The organism is Streptomyces roseicoloratus, from assembly GCF_004117935.1.
GTDB classification, from domain to species: domain Bacteria; phylum Actinomycetota; class Actinomycetes; order Streptomycetales; family Streptomycetaceae; genus Streptomyces; species Streptomyces roseicoloratus.
In genome coordinates, this window is sequence record NZ_SDOY01000118.1 from 209,966 (window position 1) to 236,562 (window position 26,597).

At 72.8% G+C, this 26,597-nt stretch carries 26 protein-coding genes, 1 tRNA gene and 1 pseudogene; 14 read left to right on the plus strand and 14 right to left on the minus strand.

Features of this window, described 5'->3' with window-relative positions:
- Positions 1-72 precede the first annotated feature (72 nt).
- The 4 genes from ESG85_RS16755 (at position 73) to ESG85_RS16770 (ending at position 3,457) form a co-directional block, all read left to right on the plus strand.
- Positions 73-648 carry a TerD family protein gene (locus tag ESG85_RS16755; protein WP_128980071.1) on the plus strand — a complete coding sequence of 192 codons (576 nt, stop codon included), beginning with the start codon at positions 73-75 and terminating at the stop codon, positions 646-648.
- A gap of 106 nt (positions 649-754) precedes the next feature.
- The gene (locus ESG85_RS16760) at positions 755-1,330 is read left to right on the plus strand and encodes a TerD family protein (protein ID WP_128980073.1); all 576 of its coding nucleotides are present in this window, start codon (positions 755-757) and stop codon (positions 1,328-1,330) included.
- 30 nt (positions 1,331-1,360) lie between these two features.
- Positions 1,361-2,509: a DUF475 domain-containing protein gene (locus ESG85_RS16765; protein WP_128980075.1), complete on the plus strand. Its 1,149-nt coding sequence runs from the start codon at positions 1,361-1,363 to the stop codon at positions 2,507-2,509.
- Between the two features lie 213 nt (positions 2,510-2,722).
- A complete protein-coding gene (locus ESG85_RS16770) occupies positions 2,723-3,457 on the plus strand; it encodes a TerD family protein (RefSeq protein WP_128980077.1) in 735 nt (244 codons plus the stop codon).
- Between the two features lie 111 nt (positions 3,458-3,568).
- Here the strand turns inward: ESG85_RS16770 and ESG85_RS16775 are convergent, their stop codons facing one another.
- Positions 3,569-4,441, minus strand: a complete 873-nt coding sequence (locus tag ESG85_RS16775; protein WP_128980079.1) for a TerD family protein — start codon at positions 4,439-4,441, stop codon at positions 3,569-3,571.
- 154 nt (positions 4,442-4,595) lie between these two features.
- Between ESG85_RS16775 and ESG85_RS16780 the strand changes: the two genes are divergently transcribed.
- From ESG85_RS16780 to ESG85_RS16790, 3 genes and pseudogenes are all read left to right on the plus strand, one after another.
- Positions 4,596-5,870 carry an HpcH/HpaI aldolase/citrate lyase family protein gene (locus ESG85_RS16780; protein WP_128980081.1) on the plus strand — a complete coding sequence of 425 codons (1,275 nt, stop codon included), beginning with the start codon at positions 4,596-4,598 and terminating at the stop codon, positions 5,868-5,870.
- A gap of 28 nt (positions 5,871-5,898) precedes the next feature.
- A complete protein-coding gene (locus tag ESG85_RS16785; RefSeq protein WP_128980083.1) occupies positions 5,899-8,508 on the plus strand; it encodes a phosphoribosyltransferase in 2,610 nt (869 codons plus the stop codon).
- A pseudogene (locus ESG85_RS16790) lies at positions 8,505-9,530 on the plus strand (HAD family hydrolase); the annotation flags it as partial. The gene ESG85_RS16785 and the pseudogene ESG85_RS16790, both read left to right, overlap by 4 nt.
- A 272-nt stretch (positions 9,531-9,802) precedes the next feature.
- Here ESG85_RS16790 and ESG85_RS16795 read toward each other — a convergent pair.
- Entirely contained in the window at positions 9,803-10,027 is a 225-nt protein-coding gene (locus tag ESG85_RS16795) for an FmdB family zinc ribbon protein (RefSeq protein ID WP_128980085.1), read from the minus strand.
- Between the two features lie 23 nt (positions 10,028-10,050).
- The gene (locus tag ESG85_RS16800) at positions 10,051-11,373 is read right to left on the minus strand and encodes a coiled-coil domain-containing protein (RefSeq protein WP_246095096.1); all 1,323 of its coding nucleotides are present in this window, start codon (positions 11,371-11,373) and stop codon (positions 10,051-10,053) included.
- 197 nt (positions 11,374-11,570) lie between these two features.
- Between ESG85_RS16800 and ESG85_RS16805 the strand changes: the two genes are divergently transcribed.
- Positions 11,571-11,645: transfer RNA gene (locus ESG85_RS16805), tRNA-Val, on the plus strand.
- Between the two features lie 282 nt (positions 11,646-11,927).
- On the opposite strand, the gene ESG85_RS16810 is transcribed toward ESG85_RS16805, so the two are convergent.
- Complete coding sequence (locus ESG85_RS16810; protein WP_246095086.1) at positions 11,928-12,413, minus strand: SMI1/KNR4 family protein; 486 nt, start codon at positions 12,411-12,413, stop codon at positions 11,928-11,930.
- A 196-nt stretch (positions 12,414-12,609) separates the two neighbouring features.
- Here ESG85_RS16810 and ESG85_RS35915 point away from each other — a divergent pair, with 196 nt between their 5' ends.
- A complete protein-coding gene (locus tag ESG85_RS35915; protein ID WP_425471247.1) occupies positions 12,610-12,780 on the plus strand; it encodes a DUF6578 domain-containing protein in 171 nt (56 codons plus the stop codon).
- A gap of 274 nt (positions 12,781-13,054) precedes the next feature.
- Positions 13,055-13,522: a DUF6086 family protein gene (locus ESG85_RS16820; RefSeq protein ID WP_128980089.1), complete on the plus strand. Its 468-nt coding sequence runs from the start codon at positions 13,055-13,057 to the stop codon at positions 13,520-13,522.
- Between the two features lie 72 nt (positions 13,523-13,594).
- Here the strand turns inward: ESG85_RS16820 and ESG85_RS16825 are convergent, their stop codons facing one another.
- Positions 13,595-14,584: a DUF4365 domain-containing protein gene (locus tag ESG85_RS16825; protein WP_164986255.1), complete on the minus strand. Its 990-nt coding sequence runs from the start codon at positions 14,582-14,584 to the stop codon at positions 13,595-13,597.
- 69 nt (positions 14,585-14,653) lie between these two features.
- Between ESG85_RS16825 and ESG85_RS16830 the strand changes: the two genes are divergently transcribed.
- Positions 14,654-15,262, plus strand: coding sequence for a DUF4231 domain-containing protein (locus ESG85_RS16830; RefSeq protein ID WP_246095087.1), 609 nt, complete (start codon positions 14,654-14,656; stop codon positions 15,260-15,262).
- A 161-nt stretch (positions 15,263-15,423) separates the two neighbouring features.
- Here the strand turns inward: ESG85_RS16830 and ESG85_RS16835 are convergent, their stop codons facing one another.
- Positions 15,424-16,188: a GntR family transcriptional regulator gene (locus ESG85_RS16835; protein ID WP_128980095.1), complete on the minus strand. Its 765-nt coding sequence runs from the start codon at positions 16,186-16,188 to the stop codon at positions 15,424-15,426.
- Positions 16,189-16,489: 301 nt separating this feature from the next.
- Here ESG85_RS16835 and ESG85_RS16840 point away from each other — a divergent pair, with 301 nt between their 5' ends.
- Positions 16,490-16,714 (plus strand): hypothetical protein, encoded by a 225-nt coding sequence (locus tag ESG85_RS16840; protein ID WP_128980097.1) that lies wholly within the window; start codon positions 16,490-16,492, stop codon positions 16,712-16,714.
- Between the two features lie 105 nt (positions 16,715-16,819).
- Positions 16,820-17,083 (plus strand): DUF2277 domain-containing protein, encoded by a 264-nt coding sequence (locus ESG85_RS16845; protein ID WP_128980099.1) that lies wholly within the window; start codon positions 16,820-16,822, stop codon positions 17,081-17,083.
- Here the strand turns inward: ESG85_RS16845 and ESG85_RS16850 are convergent.
- The 5 genes from ESG85_RS16850 to ESG85_RS16870 all read right to left on the minus strand — a co-directional run bounded on the left by ESG85_RS16850 (position 17,037) and on the right by ESG85_RS16870 (position 21,667).
- Positions 17,037-17,732, minus strand: coding sequence for a DedA family protein (locus tag ESG85_RS16850; RefSeq protein WP_246095098.1), 696 nt, complete (start codon positions 17,730-17,732; stop codon positions 17,037-17,039). The two genes, ESG85_RS16845 and ESG85_RS16850, sit on opposite strands and share 47 nt — an antisense overlap.
- A gap of 239 nt (positions 17,733-17,971) precedes the next feature.
- Positions 17,972-18,445: a DoxX family protein gene (locus ESG85_RS16855; RefSeq protein WP_128980101.1), complete on the minus strand. Its 474-nt coding sequence runs from the start codon at positions 18,443-18,445 to the stop codon at positions 17,972-17,974.
- Between the two features lie 223 nt (positions 18,446-18,668).
- Positions 18,669-19,319 carry an HNH endonuclease family protein gene (locus ESG85_RS16860; RefSeq protein WP_128980103.1) on the minus strand — a complete coding sequence of 217 codons (651 nt, stop codon included), beginning with the start codon at positions 19,317-19,319 and terminating at the stop codon, positions 18,669-18,671.
- 328 nt (positions 19,320-19,647) lie between these two features.
- Positions 19,648-20,319, minus strand: a complete 672-nt coding sequence (locus tag ESG85_RS16865; RefSeq protein WP_128980105.1) for an HAD-IA family hydrolase — start codon at positions 20,317-20,319, stop codon at positions 19,648-19,650.
- A 202-nt stretch (positions 20,320-20,521) separates the two neighbouring features.
- Positions 20,522-21,667 (minus strand): peptidoglycan-binding domain-containing protein, encoded by a 1,146-nt coding sequence (locus ESG85_RS16870; protein WP_128980107.1) that lies wholly within the window; start codon positions 21,665-21,667, stop codon positions 20,522-20,524.
- Between the two features lie 353 nt (positions 21,668-22,020).
- Between ESG85_RS16870 and ESG85_RS16875 the strand changes: the two genes are divergently transcribed.
- The gene (locus tag ESG85_RS16875) at positions 22,021-24,093 is read left to right on the plus strand and encodes an MDR family MFS transporter (protein ID WP_128980109.1); all 2,073 of its coding nucleotides are present in this window, start codon (positions 22,021-22,023) and stop codon (positions 24,091-24,093) included.
- A gap of 58 nt (positions 24,094-24,151) precedes the next feature.
- On the opposite strand, the gene ESG85_RS16880 is transcribed toward ESG85_RS16875, so the two are convergent.
- The 3 genes from ESG85_RS16880 to ESG85_RS16890 all read right to left on the minus strand — a co-directional run bounded on the left by ESG85_RS16880 (position 24,152) and on the right by ESG85_RS16890 (position 26,595).
- The gene (locus ESG85_RS16880) at positions 24,152-24,637 is read right to left on the minus strand and encodes a GNAT family N-acetyltransferase (protein WP_128980111.1); all 486 of its coding nucleotides are present in this window, start codon (positions 24,635-24,637) and stop codon (positions 24,152-24,154) included.
- Between the two features lie 165 nt (positions 24,638-24,802).
- Positions 24,803-25,483: an O-methyltransferase gene (locus tag ESG85_RS16885; protein ID WP_128980113.1), complete on the minus strand. Its 681-nt coding sequence runs from the start codon at positions 25,481-25,483 to the stop codon at positions 24,803-24,805.
- Complete coding sequence (locus tag ESG85_RS16890) at positions 25,480-26,595, minus strand: DUF2330 domain-containing protein (RefSeq protein WP_128980115.1); 1,116 nt, start codon at positions 26,593-26,595, stop codon at positions 25,480-25,482. The genes ESG85_RS16885 and ESG85_RS16890 overlap by 4 nt, the downstream gene beginning before the upstream one ends.
- Positions 26,596-26,597: the final 2 nt, after the last annotated feature.

The following is a 26,597-nucleotide window of genomic DNA, read 5'->3' on the forward strand; positions in this document are numbered from 1 at the left end:
TAGGATCCAGTCGTTGATCCGATGCCAACGCACGACTGGGGGCGCTGCCCCTGGAAACCAATGGAGGGACTCGTGGGAGTCAGCCTCAGCAAGGGCGGCAACGTCTCGCTGACCAAGGAGGCCCCTGGCCTGACCGCCGTCACCGTCGGTCTGGGCTGGGACGTCCGCACCACCACCGGTACGGACTTCGACCTCGACGCCAGCGCCATCCTGGTGAACGAGGCGGGCAAGGTCCGCAACGACCAGGACTTCGTCTTCTTCAACAACCTGAAGAGCGCCGACGGCTCCGTCGAGCACACCGGTGACAACCTCACCGGCGAGGGCGAGGGCGACGACGAGCAGGTCAAGGTGAACCTGGCCGCCGTCCCCGCCGACGTCACCAAGATCGTCTTCCCGGTGTCGATCTACGACGCCGAGAACCGCCAGCAGTCCTTCGGCCAGGTCCGCAACGCGTTCATCCGCGTCGTGAACCAGGCCGGCGGCGCCGAGATCGCGCGGTACGACCTCTCCGAGGACGCCTCGACCGAGACCGCCATGGTCTTCGGCGAGCTGTACCGGCACGGCGCGGAGTGGAAGTTCCGCGCCGTCGGCCAGGGCTACGCCTCGGGCCTGCGCGGCATCGCGCAGGACTTCGGCGTCAACGTCTGAGCCGACGCACCGCATCACGCCCGGCGCCGCACCTTCGTGCGGCGCCGGACGCGCCTCGACGCGCGTGAACGCGCACTTCGCAGAACCCCGGGGAGGAATCACCGTCATGGGCGTCACGCTCGCCAAGGGAGGCAACGTCTCCCTCTCCAAGGCCGCACCCAACCTCACCCAGGTGCTCGTGGGTCTCGGCTGGGACGCGCGCTCCACCACCGGAGCCCCCTTCGACCTCGACGCCAGCGCCCTGCTGTGCCAGTCGGGCCGGGTGCTCGGCGACGAGTACTTCGTCTTCTACAACAACCTCAAGAGCCCCGAGGGCTCCGTCGAGCACACCGGTGACAACCTCACCGGCGAGGGTGACGGCGACGACGAGTCGCTCATCGTCGACCTCACCAGGGTGCCGGCACACTGCGACAAGATCATCTTTCCGGTCTCCATTCACGAGGCCGACAACCGCGGTCAGACATTCGGGCAGGTCGGCAATGCCTTCATCCGCGTGGTGAACCAGGCGGACGGGCAGGAACTCGCCCGCTACGACCTCTCCGAGGACGCCTCCACCGAGACGGCGATGATCTTCGGCGAGCTCTACCGCTACAACGGCGAATGGAAGTTCCGGGCGGTGGGTCAGGGGTACGCGTCCGGCCTCCGGGGCATCGCTCTAGACTTCGGGGTCAACGTTTCGTAAAGCCGCGTACTTATCACGATGAGGTAGACAGTGGTTCTGAAAACCTTCGGCTGGTCGTTCGCGATCACCGCGCTCGGCCTGGTGGCCGGCGTGATCTACGGGGGGTGGGAGGCATTCGGAGTCGTTGCGATCCTCTGCATCCTCGAGATCTCGCTCTCCTTCGACAACGCGGTGGTCAACGCCGGAATCCTGAAGAAGATGAATGCCTTCTGGCAGAAGATCTTCCTCACGATCGGTGTGCTGATCGCCGTGTTCGGCATGCGCCTGGTCTTCCCCGTCGTGATCGTCGCGATCAGCGCCAAGATCGGCCCGATCGAGGCCGTCGACCTGGCGTTCAATCAGCCCGACAAGTACCAGGAACTCGTCACCGACGCGCACCCGTCGATCGCCGCCTTCGGTGGCATGTTCCTGTTGATGATCTTCCTCGACTTCATCTTCGAGGACCGTGACATCCAGTGGCTGCGCTGGCTCGAGCGCCCGCTGGCCAAGCTCGGCAAGATCGACATGCTGTCGGTCTGCATCGCGCTGGTCGTCCTGCTGATCACCTCGATGACCTTCGCGACCCACGCCCACCAGCACGGCGGCGCGCACATCGACAAGGCGCAGACGGTGCTCATCTCCGGCGTCGCCGGCCTCATCACCTACCTCGTCGTCGGCGGTCTCTCCGGCTTCTTCGAGAACAAGCTGGAGGAGGAAGAGGAGCGCGAGCACGAGGCCGAGGAAGAGGCCAAGCGCAGCGGCAAGAAGGTTTCGGCGGTCCAGCTCGCCGGCAAGGCCGCCTTCTTCATGTTCCTCTACCTGGAAGTCCTCGACGCGTCGTTCTCCTTCGACGGCGTCATCGGCGCCTTCGCCATCACCAACGACATCGTCCTGATGGCCCTCGGCCTCGGCGTCGGCGCCATGTACGTCCGTTCGCTGACGGTCTACCTGGTCCGCCAGGGCACGCTCGACGACTACGTCTACCTGGAGCACGGCGCCCACTACGCGATCGGCGCCCTGGCCGTGGTCCTCATGATCACGATCCAGTACGAGATCCCCGAGATCATCACCGGCGGTATCGGCGTCGCGCTGATCGCCTGGTCCTTCTGGTCCTCCGTCCGCCGCAACAAGGCACTGGCGGCGGCCGAGGGAAAAGCTGACGCCTCGGGCGACAAGACCGAAGTGACGTCCGGGGTGTGACACCTCGGGCCGTCGGGGTGTGACGACCCCGGCAACGAGGAACGCTTCACTGCGGGGCGGCCGGGAGCACCCGGCCGCCCCGCGGCGTGTGAGCGAGGCGCACGAGCACGGCGTACGACCGTGGCGCGCGGGCGTGCGGGCGTGCGGGCGTGCGCGAGTGCGAGCGAGCGCGGCGCAGGACAGGGGTGGACCGAGCGTGGGGGGTGCGGAGCCGTGGGCTTCTTCGACAATCTGTTTCCGGGCCGGGGCGAGCCGTTCGCCTCGCCCGACGGCGGCGGTTCCATCGACCTGACCAGACGCCGCCCGACGGTCTCCCTCACCAAGCAGGGCGCCGCCACCGGCAACCTCCGGGTCAACCTCTCCTGGCGGATGCGCACCTCCGACATCGAGGACCGCCGCCGCCAGTCCACGAGCCTGCTGCGCCACCCCTCCCGGCTCTTCAAGCCCGAGGAGGTCATGGCCCACACCCAGGGCATGGTCAACGTCGACCTCGACCTGGGCTGCCTGTACGAGCTGGCCGACGGCAGCAAGGGCGTGGTGCAGCCGCTCGGCGCCTTCTACGGCGAGCTGAACGAGCCGCCGTACGTGAAACTCAGCGGCGACGACCGGTTCGGCTCCGGATCCGGCGAGACGATCTTCGTCAACCTCGACCACCGGGACGAGATCAAGCGCCTGCTGTTCTTCGTCTACATCTACGACCAGACGCCCGCCTTCGACCGCACCCAGGCCAAGGTCACGCTCTACCCGAGCAGCGGCCCGACCATCGAGATCGAGCTCGACGAGGACGCCCCGCAGGCCCGCTCCTGCGCCGTGTTCACCGTCGACAACACCAAGGGCGAGCTCGTGGTCCGCCGCGAGGTCCGCTTCGTCTACGGCTTCCAGGCCGAACTGGACCGCCTGTACGGCTGGGGCCTCCAGTGGGGCCGCGGCTACAAGTCGAAGACCTGAGGCCAGGGGCCGCCGTGCGACGGGACCCAGGGCTGCCGCCGTCCCGAGGGGACCGGCCGGGCGCGGCCGGGCCTGCGCCGGCCGCACGCCGGGGCCGCTGCCTGCCGCTGGTCAGGGCCTGGCGAACTGGGGGCCCATAGGCGGCATGCGGAACTCCGGGGCCGCGTGCGGGTAGCCGTACGCGGGAGCGCCGGTCGGCTGCGGGTAGCCGTAGGCCGGCGCCGGTGCCGGAGGCGCCGTGGGCTGCGGCGGTACGGGCGGCGGCGGAGGCGCAGCGGGCATGCCGGGGGCGCGGACGACCGTGGCGTCCGGGTCGTGCGCCGGGCCCTGGCCCGGGCCGGTGGCACCGGACGCGCCGGTCGGGGGCGACGCGTCGGCGCCGGGAGCGGCGGCGTCCGCCGCCGCCTCCCCGGCGGAACCACCGTCCGCCGCGTCGTCGACCGACACGCCGTAGTCGGTGGCGAGCCCGACCAGACCGGTCGGATAGCCCTGCCCCACGGCGCGGAACTTCCAGCCCTCACCGCGCCGGTACAGCTCGCCGCAGATGATCGCCGTCTCCTCGCCGGTCTCCGCCGTCACGTCGAAGACCGCGAGCGGTTCGCCGCCCGCGCCCGGCGCGGCGTCGTACAGCACGATCCGCAGGTCGGAGACGGCGCGGAAGGTGCCGCCGTCCGAGGACGCGGCGATCACCACCTGGTCCACCGCGGCGTCCAGCCGGCCCAGATCGGCCTCCAGCGTGTCCGTCAGCCCCTCGGGGCCGCGCTGCTTCGCCAGGTGGCGGACCAGCCCGGAGGGGTGCCGCGGCTGGTTGTAGAAGACGAAGTCCTCGTCGGACCGCACACGACCGTCCGGGCCGACCAGCAGGGCCGAGGCGTCCACGTCGGGCACCCCGGATCCCGGCGTCCAGCGGAGCACGGCCCGTACGGCCGCGGTGTCGAGAGGGACGTTGGAGCCCTTCAGCATCGCGTGCGTCATGTCCGTCATCTTCCCTGCCCGCCCGCCTTCCGGACAACGCGGGGGGCCGGAAGCGGACGAGTTACCTGAACTTCACTCACGCGGGGAACTGCGGACACCCTCGCCTACGTACTATTACCGGCCACATGTCATCAGCGGCCGTTCCGGCAGTCGGGGGAGAACAATGCGTCATTTCGGGCACATCCCGGCCGCCGCGCGAGCCGCGCTGTTCCACCGGGAGCCCGCCGTCTTCACGGCGGACTCGCCGGCGGACACCCTCGCGGTGGCCCTCGGGGCCACGCTCTACAGCCCGGCCACCCGGCCGCGGCTCGCCGACGACGTGCGCAAGCAGGCCGCTCGCGGAGTCACCTCGATGGTCCTCTGCCTCGAGGACTCGATCGACGACGCCGAGGTGGAGGCGGGTGAGGCCAACCTGGTCCGCCAGTTCGCCGACCTGGCCGCGGGAAGCGCCCCGGAGGACGCCGGGGCCGGCACCGCGGCCGCAACCAGGGCCGCGGTCCCGGCTGCGGCCGAGGGCGAGACCTTGGACGAGACCCTGCACGGGGCCCCGGCCGCCACGGGCGACCTGCCGCTGCTCTTCGTGCGGGTGCGCGAACCCCAGCAGATCACCGACCTCGTCGCCCGGCTGGGCGAAACGGTTCGGCTGCTGTCCGGATTCGTACTCCCCAAGTTCACCGAGACCCGCGGCCGCCCCTTCCTCGAAGCGCTCGCCGAGGCCGAGCGCGCCTGCGGCCGCCGGCTCTTCGCGATGCCCGTCCTGGAGTCGCCCGAGCTGCTCCACCTGGAGACCCGGGCCGAGACCCTGGCCGGCATCGCCGCCCTCACCGCGAAGTACCGCGAGCGCGTCCTCGCCGTCCGCCTCGGCGTCACCGACTTCTGCTCCGCCTACGGGCTGCGCCGCTCGCCCTTCATGACCGCCTACGACGTCCAGATCGTCGCCTCCGTCATCGGCGACGTCGTCAACGTCCTCGGGCGCGCCGACGACACCGGCTTCACCGTCACCGGACCCGTCTGGGAGTACTTCCGTCCCGGCGAGCGCATGTTCAAGCCACAGCTGCGCCGCAGCCCCTTCCTGGAGGGCCGCGCCGAGGACCTGCGCACCACGCTCATCGAGCACGACCTCGACGGACTCCTCCGCGAGATCGAGCTCGACCGCGCGAACGGTCTACTCGGCAAGACCTGCATCCACCCCACCCACGTGGTGCCGGTGCACGCGTTGTCCGTGGTCAGCCACGAGGAGTTCAGCGACGCCCAGGACATCCTGCGGCCGGAACGAGGCGGTGGCGGAGTGCTCCGCTCCGCGTACACCAACAAGATGAACGAGGTGAAGCCCCACCGCGCGTGGGCCGAGCGGACCCTGCGGCGCGCCGAGGTCTTCGGCGTCGCCCGCGAGGACGTCGGCTTCGTGGAGCTGCTCACCGCGGGACTCGCCGGCTGACGCCGGCCGACGAAGGGACGAAGACGACGTGGTGTGGACCGGAACCTGGGTCGCGGAGCGACTGGGCGTCGAACTGATCGGCGACGAGGCGCTGCCCGACCTGCTCGGCCTCGCACTGCGCCGCAACCCCAAGCGGGCCCACCTGCTGGTGTCCAACGTGCTGGGCAAGCACGTGCCGCAGCGGCCGGGCGTCGTCTACGCCGCGGGCCGTGACCTGGGCGTACGGGTGCGGCACCTGCTCGGCGACGAGGAGGCCGCCCGCGCCGTCGTCCTCGGTTACGCCGAGACCGCCACCGGCCTCGGCCACAGCGTCGCCGACGGCCTCGCCCTCGCCCCGTACCTCCACTCCACCCGCCGCCCGGTCGCCGGCGTCGCCACCGCCGGCGGCTTCGAGGAGTCCCACTCCCACGCCACCACCCACCTGCTCCTCCCCGAGGACCCGAAGCTGCTCGCGGGCGACGGCCCGCTGGTCCTCGTCGACGACGAGTTCTCCACCGGGAACACGGTCCTCAACACCATCCGTGACCTGCACGAACGCCATCCCCGCGAGCGGTACGTGATCGTCGCCCTCGTCGACATGCGCTCGGCGGCCGACCAGGGCAGGCTCGAGGCCTTCGCCCGCGAGATCGGCGCCCGCGTCGACCTGGTGACCGCGGCGACCGGCACCGTACGGCTGCCGGACGAGGTCCTGGCGAAGGGCCGGGCACTGGTCGCGGCACACGAGAGCGCGCAGGCGCCGGGCGCGCCGGAGGTGCCGAGGGCACCGCGGAACGCGCCCGTGCGCGTCGAGCTCGGCTGGCCCGCCGCCGTACCGGACGGCGGACGGCACGGCTTCACCCCCGCCCACGCGGAGGCCCTCGACGACGCGCTGCCCGCCATGACCGACCAGCTGACCGAGGCCCTGGCGCTGGCGCCTGGTGGCGCCCGGATACGGAGTGGCGCCCCGGCGCCCGGCGGCGCCCCGGCGCTTTGCGGCACTGCGGCGCCCGGCGGACCTCCGGCGCCCGGCGGCACCGCGGCACCCGGCAGTGCCCCGGTGCCCGGCGCGCCCCCGCGCGTGCTCGTTCTCGGCTTCGAGGAGCTCATGTACGCGCCGCTGCGCCTCGCCCTCGCGCTCGAACGCGCCGGCGCCGACGTGCGGTACTCGACCACCACCCGCTCGCCCGTCCTCGCCGTCGACGACCCGGGCTACGCGATACGGACCCGGCTGGTGTTCCCCGCGCACGACGAGCCCGCCGACGGCCCCGGCGAGCGCTACGCGTACAACGTCGCGGGCGGCGGCTTCGACGCGGTCGTCGCCGTCGTCGACTCCGTCGCCGACACCCCGGAACTCCACGCGCCGGACGGCCTCCTCGCCCGGCTCGCCGCGCACATCCCGCACGTGGTCCTCGCCGTCGTCCCGTCGTACGTGCCGGAGCACGTACCCGCGCACCCCGACGGAACCACCGGCCAGTCGGCCCACCACGCCCTCGAAGCTCCCGAAAGGAGCTCCATGCTGCCCGAGCCCCTCCGCGGCCCCGCCTTCTCCTCGTACGCCCCCGAGGAGGTCGGCTGGCTGCTCCAGGACCTCTCGGACGTGGAGCTGGAGGCCCCGACCGAGGAGCGCGAGGAGGCCATCCAGAGCGGCGGCGCGCACTACGCCGAGTCGCTGCCCGTCGAGTACCAGCCGAGCGACCGCTACCAGGAGCTGTTCCACACCGCCCTGGACGCCTCGGCCGACCGCATCGCCCGCGCCGTCGGCACCGTCACCGAGACCGTGCTCGCCGAACGCTCCCCGCGCCCGGTCCTGGTCTCGCTGGCCCGCGCCGGCACCCCCGTCGGCGTCCTGATGCGCCGCTGGGCGCAGGCCCGTCACGGCCTCGACCTGCCGCACTACGCCGTGTCGATCGTGCGCGGCCGCGGCATCGACGCCAACGCCCTGCGCTGGCTTGCCGAGCACCACGACCCGGCCGACGTCGTGTTCGTCGACGGCTGGACCGGAAAGGGCGCCATCACCCGCGAACTGGCCGAAGCCCTCGCGGAGTTCCCCGGCTTCTCGCCGGAGATCGCGGTCCTCGCCGACCCCGGCTCCTGCGTCCGTACGTACGGCACCCGCGAGGACTTCCTCATCCCGTCCGCGTGCCTCAACTCCACCGTGTCCGGCCTGATATCGCGCACCGTGCTGCGCTCGGACCTGGTCGGCCCGCACGACTTCCACGGCGCCAAGTTCTACCGGGAACTGGCCGGCGCCGACGTCTCGGGCGCGTTCCTCGACGCCGTCGCCGCCCGCTTCGACGAGGTCGCCGCCACCGTCGACGCCGACGTCAAGGAACTCCTCGCCGCGGACCGCACGCCCACCTGGGAGGGCTGGGCCGCCGTCGAGCGGATCAGCGAGGAGTACGGCATCGACGACGTCAACCTGGTCAAGCCGGGCGTCGGCGAGACCACCCGGGTCCTGCTCCGCCGCGTGCCCTGGAAGATCCTGGCCAAGCGGGGCGCCGGCGCCGCGGACCTGGCGCACGTACGCCTGCTCGCGGAGCAGCGGGGCGTGCCGGTCGAGGAGGTCGACGAACTCCCGTACAGCTGCGTGGGCCTGATCCACCCCCGCTTCACACGAGGGGCCACGGGCGCCGACGGCAAGGCGGTGGTGTCCCGATGAAGAAGACCCGAAGCGCCGCCGCGCCCACTACCCCCGCGTCCGCCACTGCCGTATCCACGGCCGCCGCGCCCACTGCCGCCGCGCCCACTGCCTCCGCGTCCGCCGCTGCCGTATCCACGGCCGTCGCGTCCACTGCCTCCGCGTCCCCAGGTGCCGCGTCCTCGGCCGCCGTTCCGACCGTGCTCGTCGCGAGCGACCTCGACCGCACGCTCATCTACTCCAGCGGCGCCCTCGCCCTCGGCATGCCCGACCCGCAGGCACCCCGGCTGCTGTGCCTGGAGGTCCACGAGTCCAAGCCGCTCTCGTACGTGACCGAGCGCGCCGCCGACGAACTGCGCGCGCTCGCCGCCGAGACGGTCTTCGTGCCGACCACCACCCGCACCCGCAAGCAGTACCAGCGCATCCGGCTGCTCGGCGGCGGCAGCGCCGACGGCCTCGTCGGCAGCGGCGGCGCGACGCCCGCACCGGCGCCGAAGTACGCGATCTGCGCCAACGGCGGCCACATCCTCGTCGACGGCGTCTCCGACCCCGACTGGCACGCCGAGGTGCTCCGCCGCGTCGCCGACGCCTGCGCGCCGCTCGCCGAGATCCGCGCGTACCTCACCGCCACCACCGACCTCTCCTGGGTGCGCAAGCACCGCGTCGCCGAGGACCTGTTCGCGTATCTGGTCGTCGAGCGGGAACGGCTCCCGCAGGACTGGCTCGACCGCTTCACCGCGTGGGCGGGCGAGCGCGGCTGGACCGTCTCGCTCCAGGGTCGCAAGGTGTACGCGGTGCCGGGGCCGCTCACGAAGAGCGCGGCCATGCGTGAGGTCGCGCGCCGGACCGGAGCCACGCTCACGCTGGCGGCCGGCGACTCGCTCCTCGACGCCGACCTGCTGCTCGCCGCCGACCTGGCCTGGCGGCCGGGCCACGGCGAACTCGCCGACTCCGGCTGGACCGCGCCCCACGTGACGGCGCTGCCCGAGCGGGGCGTGGCGGCGGGCGAGGAGATCGTCCGCAGGTTCCGCGCGGCGGCACGACACCACACCTCGACCGGGACCGACGGCGGCCCGACCGGGACCGACGGCGGCCCCGTCCGGACCGACGGCGGAGTGCTCCTTTCCCACGGCGGGTCGGCGACCGGGGTCAGCGGCGTACGCGGCGCACCCGCGCGCGACGCGCTCCCGGACCCCGCCTGACCGCCCGGACGACCCGTAGGGCGACGAAGCCCAGGACCGCCGTGAGCGCCGTGACGAGCACCGCCTCCCAGTAGGCCGAGGCGTACTCGGTGACCTGCTCCCCGTTGTCGCCCTCAGCCGCAGCAGCCGCCCCCGCAGCACCCGCCGCCTCCACCGGAGGACGCGGTGGGCGCGGGCCCGGAGGCGGAGGCGGTGCCGCCGACGGCGACGGCGGAGAGCAGCTTGACGGTGTCGTCGTGCCCGGCGGGGCAGGCGGCGGGGGCGGAGGACTCGGCCATCGGACGGCTGAGCTCGAAGGTGTCCCCGCAGGTGCGGCAGCGGTACTCGTAACGAGGCATGGACCCAGGTTACGGCGTGTCGCTCACGGCTTGCCCCGCTCCTCGCGGATCTGCTCGACGACCTGGCCGGCGGTGGCGCGGATGGCTTCGAGCTCGGTGAGGAAGGCCCAGTAGTCGGGATGGCGGCCGCTGTCGAGCGAACCGACGGCGCGGTCGAGCCGGGCGACGGCGCCGTCGAGGGGCTGGGCGTGGCGGGGGTCGGGGGTGTTCCGCCCGGCCATCGCGAGCCGCTGGGCGTCACGAAGGGTGAAGCGGGTGCGGTCGATCTCGGCCTGCGGGTCCTTGGCGACGGCGTCGAGGCGGCGCAGTCGGTCACCGGCGGCGGAGACGCCCTCGTCGGCGGTGTTGAGGAGGGCGCGGACGGTGGAGAGCAGGGCGGTGGCGTCGGGCCAGCGCTGCTCGGTGCGGGCCTTGGCGGCCTCGGCGAGCCGTTCCTCGGCCTGACGGGCGGCGGTGTCGGCCTGCTCGGGCACGTGCTGGAGGTCCTGCCAGCAGGCGACGGTGAAACGGCGGCGCAGTTCGGAGAGGACGGGCTCGACGCCGGCGGCGCGGGTGGCGAGGGCCTGGGCGCGGGTACGGAGGGAGACGAGGCGCTTGTCGATCTCGGCGGCGCGCTCGGGGAGGCGCTCGGCCTCGGCCCGTACGGCCTCGGCCTCGCGGAGCACCGTGTCGGCCCGCTGCAGCGTCTCGGCCACGCCGTGCCGCCCGGCTCCTTCGTTGAGCCGGGTCAGTTCGGGGCCGAGGGCGGCGAGCCGGGAGGCGAGGTCGTCGGCCCGGAGGCCGGCGTCGCGGGTGGCGTCGAGAGCGGTGCTGGCGGCGCGGAGCGCCTGCCGGGCCCGTTCGACGGCGGGGGCGAGGCGGGCGAGCTGGGTCTCGGCACGGTCGAGCAGCGGCGCGAGCCCCTGCTCGAACCGGTCGAGCTCGCCCTTGACCCGCACGAGCTCGGCCTTGGCCCGCTCCAGCTCGGTCCGGGCGCGCCCGGCGGTGGCGCCGTCGAGTTCGACGCGGTCGAGATCGTGGGCGTCGACCGCGGTGATGTAGCCATGGCTCACCTCGTCGATGCGCCGCCCGAGGGCGGCGAACCCTTCGACGGCCCGGCGGGCGTCGGGGGAGTCGTCGACGGCCGAGATCGTCTCGATGGAGATCCTCAGCCCGCGCTGGGCGGTGTCGAGCTCGTAGAAAGCGGCCGCGGCGGCGTCCTTGGCGGCCTGAGCCTCGGCCCGCCGGCTCTCGTCCCGCCCGCCGAACCACCGCCGCCCCCCGCCTCCACCGCCGGCGAGCGCCTGCGGCAGCAGGGCGACGGCCAGCAGCGGGAGCGCGAGGGAGACACGGAGCACGCTGGTGATCCCGGACGTAGCCCTGCCCCTGCCGTCGCTCGCCGCCACGATCCCTCTCCCCGTGCTGTCTCCGCCGCCTGCCCGGTCGGTCCATTCTCCCACCCGCTACAGACGAAGACACGCCCCCACCGGTTCACCGCCCGGCCCCACCCGTATCGGTTTGCGATCCCCACGGGTCGGCCATGTACGCTGTTGCTTCCTTCCACGGGTGCGTAGCTCAGGGGTAGAGCGCTGCTCTTACAAAGCAGATGTCGGCGGTTCGAAACCGTCCGCGCCCACCAGTAGGTAGATGGACAAAGGCCCAGGTCACCGGTATTGAACCGGGAGCCTGGGCCTTGGTCGTTCGTCGGGCGGGGAGGCGGGGGAGGGGCGCCGTGCCGCTCACGTGCCGGATACGTCGCCAGGCTCGGTCGGTCCGTGCGGTGGTCGACGAGCTGGAGCCGTACGACCTCACTGGCCGGACACCCGTCGTCCTTCCCGAAGGCGGCTCGGAGCGGGCTCGGACCCTCAGCACCTGACGGCGCCGGCGCCTGCGGTTGCGCTGTCCGGCCTCGTGGTGGGGCTCAGCGGCACAGCCCCATGATGAGGTCGTCGAAGTCGGGGAACTCCTGTGTGGCCTCCGCGATGATCGCCGGTGCCGACGCCCGCTGGTCGGGAGCGTGCTCCTCCGCGATGGCCGCCAAGGCCTCGTTGACCCGCGGAGTCCAGTCGGGCTCGGGTGCGTAGAAGGCGGCCGCTTCCCACGGGCCGTAGCCGTCAGCCGGCAGCCATAGGAAGGTGCCCAGGTCGCGGGCGACGACGCCGGTCTCTCCTTCGGAGCCCATGAAGACGACGGGCTGCTCTGCCAGGTCCCGGCTGGCACGGATGAGCCAGAAGGTCGCGTTCCCGCCCGTGCCGTCCTGGCCGAAGACGCGGAAATCATCGCCGGTCAGGTCGCTGTTGCCCGTCCATGCACGGAGCCAGTTCGTTGTCTCGTCGGCAGTCAGGAAGGACTCGTAGGGCTCGAAGTCGACGCCGTCCTCGCCTATGCAGTCGAGTCGGACCGCCATGGCAGCGGCGAGCGCAGCGGGAAACTCGCGGTCTTCGTTCCGGAGCAGGCGAACAGGTTGGTGACCGCCCGGGAGGCGCACGAAGTTTCCGGCGTCACCGACTGCGCACGCGGGCGTTCGTAGGAGCAGCCGTGAGCAGCCGCCCGCGGCGGACAATGGCGGCATGACGTTGACGATTTGGGTCGATGACTGGCAGATGCAGTGCTGCGGGGAGAGCTTTGCGCCGGGGGATGTCGTCTCGTGGACGCTGCTGGAGGTCGATCCGGAGGACTACGCCGACGTCGTCGGTGGCGGACGGGCCGGAGGGGATCGATTTCCGCGAGGAGCACCACGGCCAGGGGGAGGGGCGCGCACCCACCTCGGTTGAGGTGGTGTCGATCGTCGCTTCGCGCCCCGTGACGACGCGGCAGGCGACCGCCAAGCGTCGCTGCGGGGGTCCCGGAAGGCCGCTCTCGTCGCGCGCGTCCGGCGGGCGTACTCCAGCGGTCAGGGCGTCCTGTGGAGGCGGCTGACGTCCGCGTGCCCGCGGCGCTGTGCGAGATTGGCCACGAGGCCGCGGTACCACCGGCCTGCGGTGGCTGCCGCAGGCCGGTGTACCGGCTGGTGGTCTGTGACGGGAACGACACCAATGGAGGTGCGGTTTGGGTTACCCCTACCAACTGGACGGGGACATGCTGTGGGACGCGGGCTACCACAGCGGGCGGCTCTACCTCTCCCTCGTGCAGGGCGCGGCGGAGTGTCTGGAGCTGCCGACCGGCTTGACGCGCAACGACCGACTGGGCGGCTGTGACGTCGAGCTGCCGGTGTTCCGGGTATTCGTGGAGGGGCTGTACGAGTCGTACTCCCGGACCGACCACAATCCGGTACTGGACGGACTCTCGCGCGGCCTGCTGGTCACCTCGCTCGTTCTCCTGGACATGGCGGGATCTCCGATCCCGCTGAGCGCCGAGCACGAGGAGGCTCTGCGGGGCGAGATGGGCTCCTTCGGGCGCTCGATGGGGGCGGCGAATTGGAGGCTGTACAGCGACGGCGTGCAGCAGCCCGGGCCATCGGCCTCGCCCCGCAGCGTCCTTCCGGGGACTCAGAGCGGTGGGGAACGACGTCGCTGATCGGTCCGGTGAGAGGCGCGTCCTCGAACGGAGCGACGGGGAGCGATCGCCGGCCCTGGCGCCGGTCCACGGTCACGTCGGGCGGTGGCGGGTGAAGGCTTGCTTGAAGCGTTCCGTGTGGAGGAGGCGGGTGCCGGCGTCGGTGAAGGGCATGTGGACCGGGCGGTCCTCCACCAGGTGGCGGCGGGGGCCCCGGCCGGGTGGGAAGAAGGCGGCGTCCAGGTCCGCGGCGGTCCTGACCAGGTCGCGGCCCTTGCGGGTCAGGGGTGCGAGGAAGACTCCGACCAGGCCGTCCTCCGTGCTGCGGCGCCAGTTGTCGAAGTCCAGCCGGACCAGGTCGTGTGCCACGAGGAAGGCGATGTAGCGGTCGAGGAACGCGTGGTCCTCCTGGCCCCAGGACAGGAAGCGGTCCTCGTGCTCCAGGAGCGCGTCCTTCGCTCCTCTGATCTCCAGGGCGAGGTCCATGCCGAAGTACAGGCAGTGGCCCAGGTCGGTCAGGCCGTGGAAGAACAGGTCGAAGAAGGACAGGCTCGTCACCTTCGCCCCGTTGGTCTCCGCCGCCATCCCGCGCATCAGGGCGGTCGGATCGAAACCATGGGCGGGGAGTTCGCCGTCGAGGCGGAGGATGTCCGACACCGCCGCCGGGGTGAGGCGTCGGGCCTCCGGGATCGCGATCCGGGGCGTCTCTCCGTACCGCAGGTGGTGCCGGGCGTCCGCCCAGACGGTCAGGTCCTCCTCCGGATGGTGCAGGACGACGATCACCGGCAGCGGGAACGACGCCCAGTAGTTCCTGTGCTTCGGCTCGGGGGAGAAGTGCACGCTGCCGTCGGACCGCGAGGAGAAGTACGACGCGCCGGACTTGATCTGCACGGCCACCAGCCGCCCCGTGGCCCTGCCCTCCGGGTCCACGTACTCGATCTGGCCGTCGATGCCCACGTCGTGGGTCAGGGTCTCCCTCCACAGGCACCCGGCGTCGTTCACGACCTCTGCGACCTTGAGCACCCCCTTCCGCTCCGTGAAGGTGCTGGTCGACACCTTGGGGAAGTCGTCCTGTCGAGGCACTCGATGCTCCGCTGTTTCTGGCGACGTGACGGCTTGACGCGTTCGCTGCGCGGACGGTGTACTCCGCGCATGGAAGACGTGGGGGACGCGCCCGAAGTCCAGGCGCCCGGCAGCCGGATGACCGCGCAAACGTACCTCGACCAGAGGCTCGCCCAGTATCAGGAGTGGTACGACGCCAAGGCGACCAAGATGAAGGCCATGCACCTGCGGATGCGGACGGTCTCGGTGGTCGGGGGTGCGCTCGTGCCCGTACTCGTGAACCTCGATCTCGCCTTCGCGCGGATCACCGCCACCGTGCTCAGCCTGGTCGTGGTCGCCTCGGTGTCGCTGGAGAGCGTCTACCGCTATCGCGAGCAGTGGAAGAACTACCGGTCCACCGAGCAACTCCTGGGCCACGAACGGGTCTACTTCTCCGCCCGCGTCGGCCCGTACCACGGCACGTCCGACCGTGACGCTTTCACGACCCTCGTCGCCCGCGTCGAGAAGGCCATCGCCAGCGAGAACTCGGCGACGCTCAACGTCATGACCCTCGGCGGGCAGGTCAACGCCGAGCTGCAGCAGTACGGCATCCCCGTTCAGCGTCAGGAGGGGCTGGAGGGGCTGGAGGGGCCGGCGGGGCGGTCGGGACAGCAGGGGGAGGCCTCCGCCGGCGCGGCCCCGGCGGCCGTCGGGAAGTGAGCCGGCGCGGCGGTCCGTCGGGCGGACGGCAGAGGGGCATGGGGCAGAAGGGCGCGCGGGCGGGGGGCGCGCGGCAGACGGGCGCGCGGCAGACGGGCGCGGGGCAGAGAGGCGCGCGGGCGGGGGGCTCGCGGCCGTACGGTGCCGGGCCGCCGGTGTCCTCACGCGTCGAAGTCGTACTCCAGCACGTACGACGCCGAGTCCAGCGTCATCTCGTTGAGCTCCACCGCGACTCCCTGCTCCGTCACGGCCGTTCGGCCGATCAGGATCACCGGCGTGCCGAACTCCAGGGCCAGTCGGTCGGATTCCTCGGCCGTCGGCATCCGGGAGCGGATCTCCTCGCGGAAGTGCACGGGCCGCCGGCCCAGTTCGGCGAGGCGCGCGTACGTGCCGCCCGGGCCCGTGTCCGGTTCCATGATCGCGGTGCCCTCGACGAGCGCCGCCGGCAGGTACGAGACGGAGAGCAGCACCGGCCGGTCGTCGAGCACGAAGCGGCGGCTGCGGACGCACACCGGCTCGTCCGGGCACGACAGACCGAGGACCCGCGCCACCCGTGCCCCCGCCGGGGCGGTGGTCACCTCGATCTGGTCGACCACCAGCGCGCGGTCCTCCGCCACGTCCGCCGACCAGACCGAGCGACCGCTGCCCCAGTGGCCGTGGGCGAGCCGCGGGATGCCACGACGCCGCAGCGGGCGGAAGGAGCGGACGAAGACCCCGGCGCCCTTGCGCGCCTCGGCGAGTCCCTCGTTGCGCAGGACGGACAGGGCCTGGCGGGCGGTCATCCGGGCCACGTCGTAGGTCGACATCAGGTCGTTCTCGCCGGGGAGCCGGTCGCCCGGCGCGAAGGTGCCCGCCTGGATCGCGGTTCTCAACTCGTCGGCGATCCGCTGGTACTTGGGCCGACGACCGCTGTCCGGGTCAGTCATGAGTGGACCACTCCCTTCGTTCTGCGGGACACCCTACGGCGCGCCCCGAGGAGGCGAAGGACACCGGTGGGCCGTCCCGCGCGGGCGATCCATCCTTCGGGGGACATCTCTAGAGATGCGTTGACAGAGAGCGATCCCCAGGCTTCGCTGGGTGTATCCAGGTGCATCCAGGCGTATCCGTCGCCGTCCGATCCCCGGTCCGGTCGTACGGAGTCTCCTCTCCGGTCCGGTCGCACGGATCCGGTGACGGAACGGACGGATGGGCCGATGGACGGAGGGACCGATGGACGGAGGGACGCGCGTGCAATCAGTGCCCGAGAAGGGTGACCTCGTCCGCGATGCCGCCACCGGACAGGTCGGCTTCTACGTCGCGAGCGTCGCCGGGCGGTTCCGCATCCGGTGCGTCAACGGCGGCGGCGAGTGGGAGGCCGACCCCGCCGACGTCCAGCTCGCCACGCCCCTGCGGGAGCTGCGCGCCCGAGCCGCGGAGATCAACGCGCGCAGTCGCCGGGGGCTGGGCACCTGAGGCGGCCGGGGCCGCCGGGCCCCGCCTCGTCGCAGCCCGGGCCCGCCGCGGTGGCCCGTGTCCCGGTAGACCTCCGTTGTCAGTGGGGCGCGTCACACTGGAGGCATGTGCCGCAGCATCAAGACCCTTCGCCCGCCCGCCCTGCCCCACGAGGCCACCGGCGACGACATCCATGCCGCCGCGTTGCAGTTCGTCCGCAAGGTCTCCGGGTTCCGCGCGCCCGCCGCCCACAACCGCGAGGTGTTCGACCGCGCCGTGGAAGAGGTGGCCGCCGCCACCGCACGGCTCCTCGCCGACCTGGAGATCCGCGGGTCGCACCCCGTCAGGACGCCGGAGCGGGAGCCGGAGCCGCAGCCGGACGCCGTATGACCCAGGCCGCCAGCGAGCCCGCCAGGAAGAGCGCCAGCACCGGGACGCAGGCGCCCAGCCAGGTCGCGCCCAGCCATCGGCCGCCGAGCCAGCCGAGCCCCACGCCGTACGTCGCCCACACCACCGCCGCCAGCGCCGACCACGGCAGGAAGTCCCGCAGCCGGCGCCCGGTCGCACCCGCGCCGAGCGAGACGACGGAGCGCCCGGCGGGCGCGAAGCGGGCGAGCACGACGAGCAGTCCGCCGCCGCGCGCCAGGGTCTCGCCGAGACGTTCCTGCGCCGCGTTCAGGCGGCGCGAGCGGGCCACGGCGTGCCCGAACCGGGTCCCGCCGCGCCGGGCCAGGTGGTACGCGGCCAGGTCGCCGAGCATCGAGGCGGTGGCGGCGCAGAGCAGCAGCGGCACCAGGGCCGGGGCGTACGCGGCGGCCTCGGCACCGGCCGCGCCGGCCGTACCGACGGCGCCGGCGGCGTCCGCCGCACCCGTCGCGCCCGCCGCCGTGGCCGAGGCGGCGGTGGCGGCCGTGACCACCAGGATGCCGCTCGGCAGCACCGGCAGGAAGACGTCGAGAAGGATCGACGTCATCACCGCCGCGTAGATCCACGGGCCCGCGGTCAGCGACTGCAGTGACCACCCCGTGCTGTCGAGCACGTTCACGGGGCCAGAGCCTACGCGGCGCCCCGGGCCCGGACGCCGACAGGGGCCGGAAACCGCCCTCGCGGTCTCCGGCCCCTGTCGACGAACGGTGCCCGGCGGGCCAGCCGCGTACGCACGGACCCGCGCCTCCGGCGGACCTGCCGCGCGACTCCGGCGGGACCTGCCGCGTGCGCAGGATGCGCGACGTCCGGCGGATCCGTGCGTCACTTCGGCCCGGTCCGTCTGCTCGCCGCTTACGCGGCGACCGTCGTCGCCCGCTTCTCCTCCGGGCTTCCCGAGCCCTCCGCGGCCGTGCCGCGTGCCCCGAAGAGGGCCCCGAGCGCCAGCGCACCCGGGCCGGTGAAGACGAGCAGCACGAAGGCCCAGGCGAACAGGGCCGCCGACTCGCCGCCGTTCTGGAGCGGGAACAGGGCCTGGGACTGGTGGACGTCGAAGTACGCGTACGCCATCGAGCCCGAGGCGAGGAACGCCGCGCCGCGCGTACACAGGCCCAGCAGGACCAGGCCGCCCGCGACGAGCTGGATCACCGCCGCGTACCAGCCGGGCCAGGTGCCGCCCGGGATCGTGCCGCCGCTGCCGCCGGCGCCGCCGAGCCATCCGAAGAGGGAGGCGGCGCCGTGGCAGGCGAAGAGCAGGCCGACGACGATGCGGAAGAGGCCGAGCGCGTAGGGCTGAGCCTGGTTCAGACGGCTCGCAAGCGCGTTCATGGAGGTGGACTCCTTCGGTCTGGCTGCGCCGGAGGCGCGGGCCGTGGGGGACGGGAACCGAGGACCTCAGGTTAGGCACCCCTCACTATTGCTTGCAAGTTCAACAAATAGGTGTCGGGGCCATCGACCGCGCGTCAGCACTGATTGACGCTGCGTCAATGGCCGTCGCGTCCCGCGTCGATGGCTGTCGCGCCCTCCCGTCCCCGCGGCCGCCGATCCCGCGTCAGCAACCGTTCAGGGTCGACTGCAGGGCGCTCTTCTCCGTCGAGTCGACGCTGAGGCCGTAGTGGTACTTCACCTGCACCCACATCCGGGCGTACGTGCAGCGGTACGACGCGCGCGGAGGCATCCACTCGCCCGGATCCTGGTCGCCCTTCGACTGGTTGACGTTGTCCGTGACCGCGATGAGCTGCGGGCGCGTCAGGTCGTTGGCGAAGCCCTGGCGCTTGCTGGTGGTCCAGGAGTTGGCGCCCGAACGCCAGGCCTCGGCGAGCGGGACCACGTGGTCGATGTCCAGGTCGGAGGCCGCGGTCCAGGTGGCCCCGTCGTATGCGGAGTACCAGCTGCCGCTCACCGCCGCACAGCTGGAGTCCTGGACGACGTTCACGCCGTCGCGCTCGAGGACCACCTCGCGGGTGTTGCAGGCGCCGGACTGGGTGATCCAGTGGGGGAACAGGTCCCGGCTGTAGCCGCTGGAGGAACCTTCCGCCTTCACGGTGAGCGAGGCGAGGTACGTACGGGCGGTGGAGGCGCTGACCGGTGTGGGCGGAGCGGCCTGTGCCGCCGGGGCGGTCGCGAGCAGGCCGGTCGCGGCCAGGGCGGCCGAGGCGGCGAGTGCCGCTGTGTGACGCGCGTAGATGCGGACGCTGGACATGCGAACTCCCTTGATGTGGGGGGACCTTGACCGGATCCGTCTCCCGGGGTCGGACCCTGGGGGACGGCCGGCCCGGTCATCGTGGCGGCGCCTGGTTTCCGTGAGGGGTGCGCCAGGTAACAGGGTGGCGACATGCTCACGTCACATCAAGGGGTGTGAAGTGCCCGGAATGTAGGGGAGTTGGGGGCGTTCCAAGGGGGTGCGGGCGCGGGGAGCGCTGCGCCGCGCCGTCGTGCGGGTGGGTGCGCGGTGCGCCCGGGTGCGCGAACGACTCCGCGGCGGCGCGTCACGGTAGACGCGTCGCCGCGGAGTCGGAGCGGGGGTCTTCTCAGGCTTGTGCGAACGCCAGGGTGAGCGTGCCGTCCGCCGCCGGCTCGATCCGTACGGCCGTGAGGTCGGCCACGTGCACGTCCGGGGCGAAGGCCGCGGCGCGCGGGCCGATGCCGACCACCCGCATGCCCGCCGCCCGGCCCGCCCGGATGCCCGCCTCGGAGTCCTCGAAGACGACGCAGTCGGCCGGCTCGAAGCCCAGCGCCGCCGCGCCCTTCAGGAAGCCCTCGGGATCCGGCTTGCTCGCGCCGACGCTCTCCGCCGTGACCCGCGTCTCCGGCATCGGCAGGCCCGCCGCGCCCATCCGGGCCCGGGCCAGGGCCTCGTCGGCCGAGGTCACCAGGGCGTGCGGCAGCCGAGCCAGCGCGGCCAGGAACGCGGGTGCGCCCGCCACCGGCACGACCCCGTCGAGATCGGCGGTCTCCTCGGCGAGCATCACCCGGTTGTCCGCGTGGTTCTCCTCCATCGGCCGGTCCGGGAGCAGCACGGCCATCGTGGCGTAGCCCTGGCGCCCGTGCACCACCTTCAGGACCTCGGCCGGGTCCAGCCCCTGTCGCTCCGCCCAGCGCCGCCAGCAGCGCTCCACGACGGCGTCGGAATTGACGAGCGTGCCGTCCATGTCGAGGAGGAGGGCACGTGTGGTGAGCGACGCCGGGGTGGTGGCGGTCATCGGGAATCTCCAGGAAGGGTGGTCGGAGATGGGCGCGAAGAAACGAAGCGGTCCCGCCCGCCGGTCAGGGAATACGGGCGGGGCCACTTTGTTCCTCCACGATACAAAACGGCTCCGCACCTGGCCAACCCCGTCCGCATCCCGGGACCGATCCGGCAGCCCCCCGCGACTCGGCAGGGGCCGCGAGGATCCCCGGGTCCGCTCAGCCCTCCGTGACCGCCTCCAGGGCCTCCCGCGTGTGCGGGCCGTAGACGCCTCGCGGGTCCTCCTCGATGTACATGTACGACTGGTAGCGCTCGACCGCGCGTTCCACCTTCCTGCCGTACGAGCCGTTGACGGGGCCGTCGTAGAGCCCGAGCTCCCACAGTCGCCGCTGGAGCTCCGAGACCTCCTCGCCCGAGGAGCCGAGGCTGAGCGTCGGGGGCTCGGAGGGTCCGTACGAAGGCGCGGTCGTCACGCTCGGGCGCGCCGGTGCGGCCGGGGCCGTGCGGGTGGGAGGAGCGGAGGGATCGGTGGACCTGGTCCGGGCGGCGGTGGGGGACGGCGACGCGGATGCGGACGCGGAGGGCGAGGGCGAGGCGGACGTCGGGGACGGGTCGGCCGAGGCGGAGGCCGAGCTGGACGGAGTGCTCGTCGGCGCCTCGGACACGGCCACGTTCTCGGATGCGCTGGTGGTGACCTCCGGGACGCCGGCCAGGTCGTCCGTGCCGTCGTCGCCGGCGATCAGGGCGGCGGCCAGCGCCGCCGTGCTCACGACGGCCGCCGCGACCACGCCCGCGATCACGGCGCCCCGGCCGCGCCGCCGCACGGCCCCGCGCCCCTCGGGGGCGTACGCGAGGGTCAGTGCGGGCCCGTCGTCGTCCGGGTGGCCGGCGGGGAAGCCGTTCGGCGGTTCGCCGGGGAAGCCGTTGGGGTGGGCCGCCGTCGTGGTGGCGTTCGGGTGGTCGCCCGGAAACCCACCCGGGAAGTCGCCCGGAACGCCGCCCGGAATCCCGATCGGCAAGCCGCCCGGAATCCCGCCCGGAACGCCGTCCGGGTGGCCGGTGCGGAAGTCGGCCGGGTTGCCGGCGCGGAAGTCGGCCGGGTGGCCCGCCGGGGCGGTTCCGGGCCGGTCGTCCGCGCGGCCGGGCTCGTACCCGCCGTACGGGTTCTCGTACGCCGCGCCCTGAGCCTCCGTGGCCGCCGGCGTCCCCGCCTCGTCCTCCGTGGCGCTCAGCGTCACGTACGGCCGGATGCGCAGGGGGTGGAAGTCCTCCGCCGCGGCCTGCTCCGCGGCCTGCGCCTGCGCGCGTTCGCAGGCGCAGCCGGGTCTGTGTACGCCGCATTCGAGACAGACGTGTCCGGACATCGATGGGTCCCCTCCCCGGTCAACTCGGAGCGATTATGCAGCCCGACCGCCGTCGCGGGGCGAACAGATGTACCGCAGCCGTGCTCCTCCGCAGGCCAGAACGGGGCAAACGCCCCAGGATGGAGAGGACCCGAGCCCGACGGCCGGAGCCCGAAGGTCCCGAGTCCGACGGCTCCGAGTCCGACGGCTCCGAGTCCGACGGCCGCGAGCCCGACGGCCGCGAGCCCGACGGCCCGCACCCAGAGCCCGCGGAGACGCCCCGAGAAGCCACCCCCGAGAAGCCGCTACCAAGAAGCCGCTACCAAGAAGCCGCCCCTGAGAAGCCCCGAGAAGCCGCCCCCGAGGAGACGCCCATGGCCCAGGAAGTACGCGCGCCGCACACCGGTGGCGGCCCTGGCGGCCCCGGCGGCCCCGGGCCGGGGGAGGGGCAGAGCCGCCGCTCCGTCGTCGTCGCGATGGGCGCGCTGCTGCTCGGCATGCTCCTCGCCGCACTCGACCAGACCATCGTCTCCACCGCCCTGCCGACCATCGTCAGCGAGCTCGGCGGCATGGAGCACCTGTCCTGGGTCGTCACCGCCTACATGCTGGCCTCGACCGCCGCCACGCCCCTCTGGGGCAAGCTCGGCGACCAGTACGGGCGCAAGCGGCTCTTCCAGGCCGCCATCGTCATCTTCCTCATCGGCTCGGCGCTCTGCGGCATCGCCCAGAACATGCCCCAGCTCATCGGCTTCCGCGCGATCCAGGGTCTCGGCGGCGGCGGCCTCATGGTCCTGTCCATGGCGATCGTCGGCGACCTCGTCTCGCCCCGCGAACGCGGCCGCTACCAGGGACTCTTCGGAGCCGTCTTCGGCGCCACCAGCGTCCTCGGCCCGCTGCTCGGCGGCCTGTTCACCGAACACCTCTCATGGCGCTGGGTCTTCTACGTCAACCTGCCGATCGGGATCGTCGCCCTCTTCGTCATCGCCGCCGTCCTGCACATCCCGGTCCGCGCCACCCGCCACCGCATCGACTACCTCGGCACCTTCCTCATCGCCTCGGTCGCCACCTGCCTCGTCCTGGTCGCCTCCCTCGGCGGCACCACCTGGGAGTGGGGCTCGGCGCAGATCATCGGCCTCTGCGTCCTCGGGGCCGTCCTGCTCGTCTGCTTCGTGTACGTCGAGCGGCGCGCCGCGGAACCGGTCCTCCCGCTCCAGCTGTTCCGGATCCGCACCTTCACCCTGGTCTCCGTCATCAGCTTCGTCGTGGGCTTCGCGATGTTCGGCGCGATGACCTATCTGCCGACCTTCCTCCAGGTCGTCCAGGGCGTCAGCCCGACCATGTCCGGCGTGCACATGCTGCCCATGGTCGTCGGCATGCTCCTCACCTCGACCGGCTCCGGGCAGATCGTGTCCCGCACCGGCCGCTGGAAGGTCTTCCCGATCGCCGGGACCGCCGTCACCGCCCTCGGCCTGCTGCTCCTCCACCGGCTGACCGGGACCAGCTCCACCTGGGAGATGAGCGTCTCCTTCTTCGTCTTCGGTGCCGGACTCGGACTGGTCATGCAGGTCCTGGTCCTCGTCGTGCAGAACGCCGTCTCCTACGAGGACCTCGGCGTCGCCACCTCCGGAGCCACCTTCTTCCGCTCCGTCGGCGCCTCCTTCGGCGTCGCGGTCTTCGGCACGATCTTCACGGGCCGGCTCACCCGCAACCTGGAGGACGCCCTCGCCGGCCAGGACCTCCCGCCCGGCGCCGGACCCGACCAGCTCGCCGCCGACCCGCGTGCGCTGGCCGGACTCCCGCCCGACCTGCGGCCCGCCGTCCTGGACGCCTACGCGACATCCATCACCGACGTCTTCCTGTACGCGGCGCCGGTCGTCCTCGTCGCCTTCGTCGTCGCGTGGTTCCTCAAGGAGGACCCGCTGCGCGTCTCCGTCACCGCGCCCGACCCCAGCCAGACCCTCGCCTCCAACCCCGTCGAGCGCTCCTCGTACGACGAGTGCGCCCGCGCGCTGTCGGTGCTCGGGTCGCGGGAGGGCCGCAAGGCCGTCTACGAGAAGATCACCGCCCGCGCCGGGCTCGACCTGCTGCCCGCGTCGAGCTGGCTGCTGCTGCGGGTCCGCCGGCACGGCACCGTCGAGCCCGCGCGGCTCGCCGAGGCCACGCCCGTACCGCTGCGGGTGGTCACGGAGGCGGCCAGACAGCTGGAGGAACGGCGGCTGGTGGCCAGGGAGGGGATCCAGCTGGTGCTGACCGAGCAGGGGGCCCGGACGGCGGTACGGCTCGACACGGCGCGTGAGGACTCGCTGAGCGAGCTGCTCGGCGACTGGTGGGGGCCGGACCGGCCCACCGACCTGGTGAAGCTGGTCGAGGAGCTGACGGCCGAGCTGGGCGGCTGCGACGCGGAACGCCCCCGCTCACCGGAACCGCCCCGCGACCACCAGGCGTGAGGCCGCCCCGCCTCCCGTGCGGGCCGCCCGCGCCCGCCCCGTGTGGGGCCGACGTGGGCTACAGATCCTTGCCGTACCAGATCTCCATGTACGGGCCGGTGCAGTACGCCGGTATCTCCGCGTAGCCGTTGCGCGTGTACAGGGACCGCGCCTCCACCAGGTCCAGGCGGGTGTTCAGGACCGTGCGGCGGGCGCCGAGTGCGCGCGCCGCGTCCTCGAGTCCGCTCAGGAGGAGGTTCGCGCCGCCGGTCCCGCGGAAGGCGGGGCGGATGAACACCCTTGTCAGCTCGGCCCGTTCGGCGTCGAGCAGGACGACGCCGCCGCAGGCGGCCGGCTTGCCCTCGTGGCGGCCGACGAGGAAGGCGCCGGCGGGCGGGGCGAGCAGGTCGAGCCCCTCGTCGATCATCTGCTGGTCGTACTCGTCCTCGGTCAGGACGCGCCGGAAGTAACGGCCCGCGACGTCGCCGTAGTAGTCGCGGCGCAGGGCGGTGGCGTCCGGGGTGTCGACGCGCTCGGGAGAGAAGGACCAGGCCATGCGCGCCATTCTGCGACGCGCATGACCGGGACGCAGCTCAATTCCCCGGCGGCGGCGGACCGGACCGGGCGGCCTTCGCCGTACGCGGAAGGGCCTCCGGCCAACACCCCTTCGCCGTACGCGGAAGGGCCTCCGGCCGCATCCCTTCGCCGTCCACCGCAGAGGGGCCTCCGGCTACGCCGGGTCCACCACGCGGGCGATCAGCAGGCCGTCGTAGCCCTTCGTGCCGACCGTCTGGAGGGCGGTGGCGTCGAGGCGCGGCTCGGCGGCGACCAGGTCGAACATCTCGCGGGTGCCGGTGACCGCCGGGTCGTCCGGGTGCGCGGTGGCGACCTTGCCGCCGCGCACCACGTTGTCGACGACGATCAGGGTGCCGGGCCGCGACAGCTTCAGCGCCCAGGCCACGTAGTGCGGGTTGTTGACCTTGTCGGCGTCGATGAAGACGAAGTCGAACGGACCCGCGCCCTCCTGTTCCAGGAGCGGCAGGGTGTCCAGGGCCGGGCCGACCCGCACCTCGACGGTCTTGTCGAAGCCGGCCCGGGCGAGGTTGCCGCGGGCGACGTCCGCGTGCTTCGGGTCGTACTCCAGGGTGACGAGCCGGCCGTCCGCGGGCAGCGCGCGGGCCAGCCAGATGGTGCTGTAGCCGCCGAGGGTGCCGATTTCGAGGATGTTCCTCGCGCCCTGCGCGGCCACCAGCAGGTGGAGCAGCTTGCCCTGGTTCGGTGCGACGGCGATCTCGGGCAGACCGGCGGCCGTGGAGTCGGCGAGCGCGGCGGTCAGCGCCTCGTCGTCCCGGGCCAGGAGGTCGGTGAAGTAGGCGTCGACGGCGTTCCATTGGGCCTGATCATTGGTCATGCGCCCGAACGTACACCGGTGGACGGCGCGGCGGGCCGCGCGTTTCGGGCACGTGCCACGGCGAACCCGCCCGCCACGAGCAGCACGAGCGTGCCGGCCATGGTCAGCACCCAGACCGGGACGCCGCCGACCCGCCACAGCCGGTCCCGCCAGATCACCTCGCGGTACGGGGTGTCGGCGGCGGCGCGGACGAGTTCGTGGTCGTCGTCGATGCGGGCGGGCTCGGGGAACGACTGGTCGACGGCGGTGAGGAACACCCGTCCCGGGCCGGTGAGGTCGGCGACGGCGCCGGCCGGTTCGTCGATGGCGCCCGCGAAGAGCACCTCGGGGCGGTCGCCGCCGATGGCGTCCTTCGGTTCCGTGCGGTGGCCGGCGAGCACGTACAGGCCGAGGGACTGCGGGGTGGTGGCGAGCCGGGACAGCCGCATCGGGTAGACGGGCCGGTCGTTGGTGAACGTGATGCGGAGCGGGTCGAGTTCGCCGCGCAGCGGCTCGCCGGGCTTCGCGGGCGCGAGGCGGACGGCGACGTACTCCCACTTCCGCTCGACGTACGGGCGCAGCCCTTCCTCCAGCCGGTCGGAGAGCTCGAAGCCGTTGCGGTGCAGCCAGTCGCCGAGCGCGGTCGGGTCGGTGGCGGTGAGCCGGGCCACGTCGAAGGGGCCGAGCCGTTCGCGGCCGACGACACCGACACCCGGACCGCCGGCCGCGCCGGGCGCCGCGGCGCCGGCGCCGTCCGTCTCGCCCCAGGAGAAGGGCCAGTCGCGGCCGCGCGGCCAGAAGTAGTCGCGGGGGCGGCGCTCGGGCGCGGTGAGCCGGGCGAGCTCGTCGAAGAGCTCCGGGTCGCCGAGCTCGACGTCGGCGCGGTGCGGCACCGGCATGATCCAGGCGGCCTTCTCGGCGTCGCCGTGCACGGTGAAGCGCATGACGATCCGCTCGGTGCCGGTGCGTTCGTCCCAGTGCACGGCCGAGGTCTCCCGGTCGACGCCGATCCGGTCCATCCGGTGGGTGACCATGGCGCCGCAGCCGCAGGCGTAGGCCGGCGCGACGAGCGAGCCGAGCTGGAGCGCGAGCAGCGCGATGATCGTCGTGAGAATTCTGTGTGTCCCCCGCATGC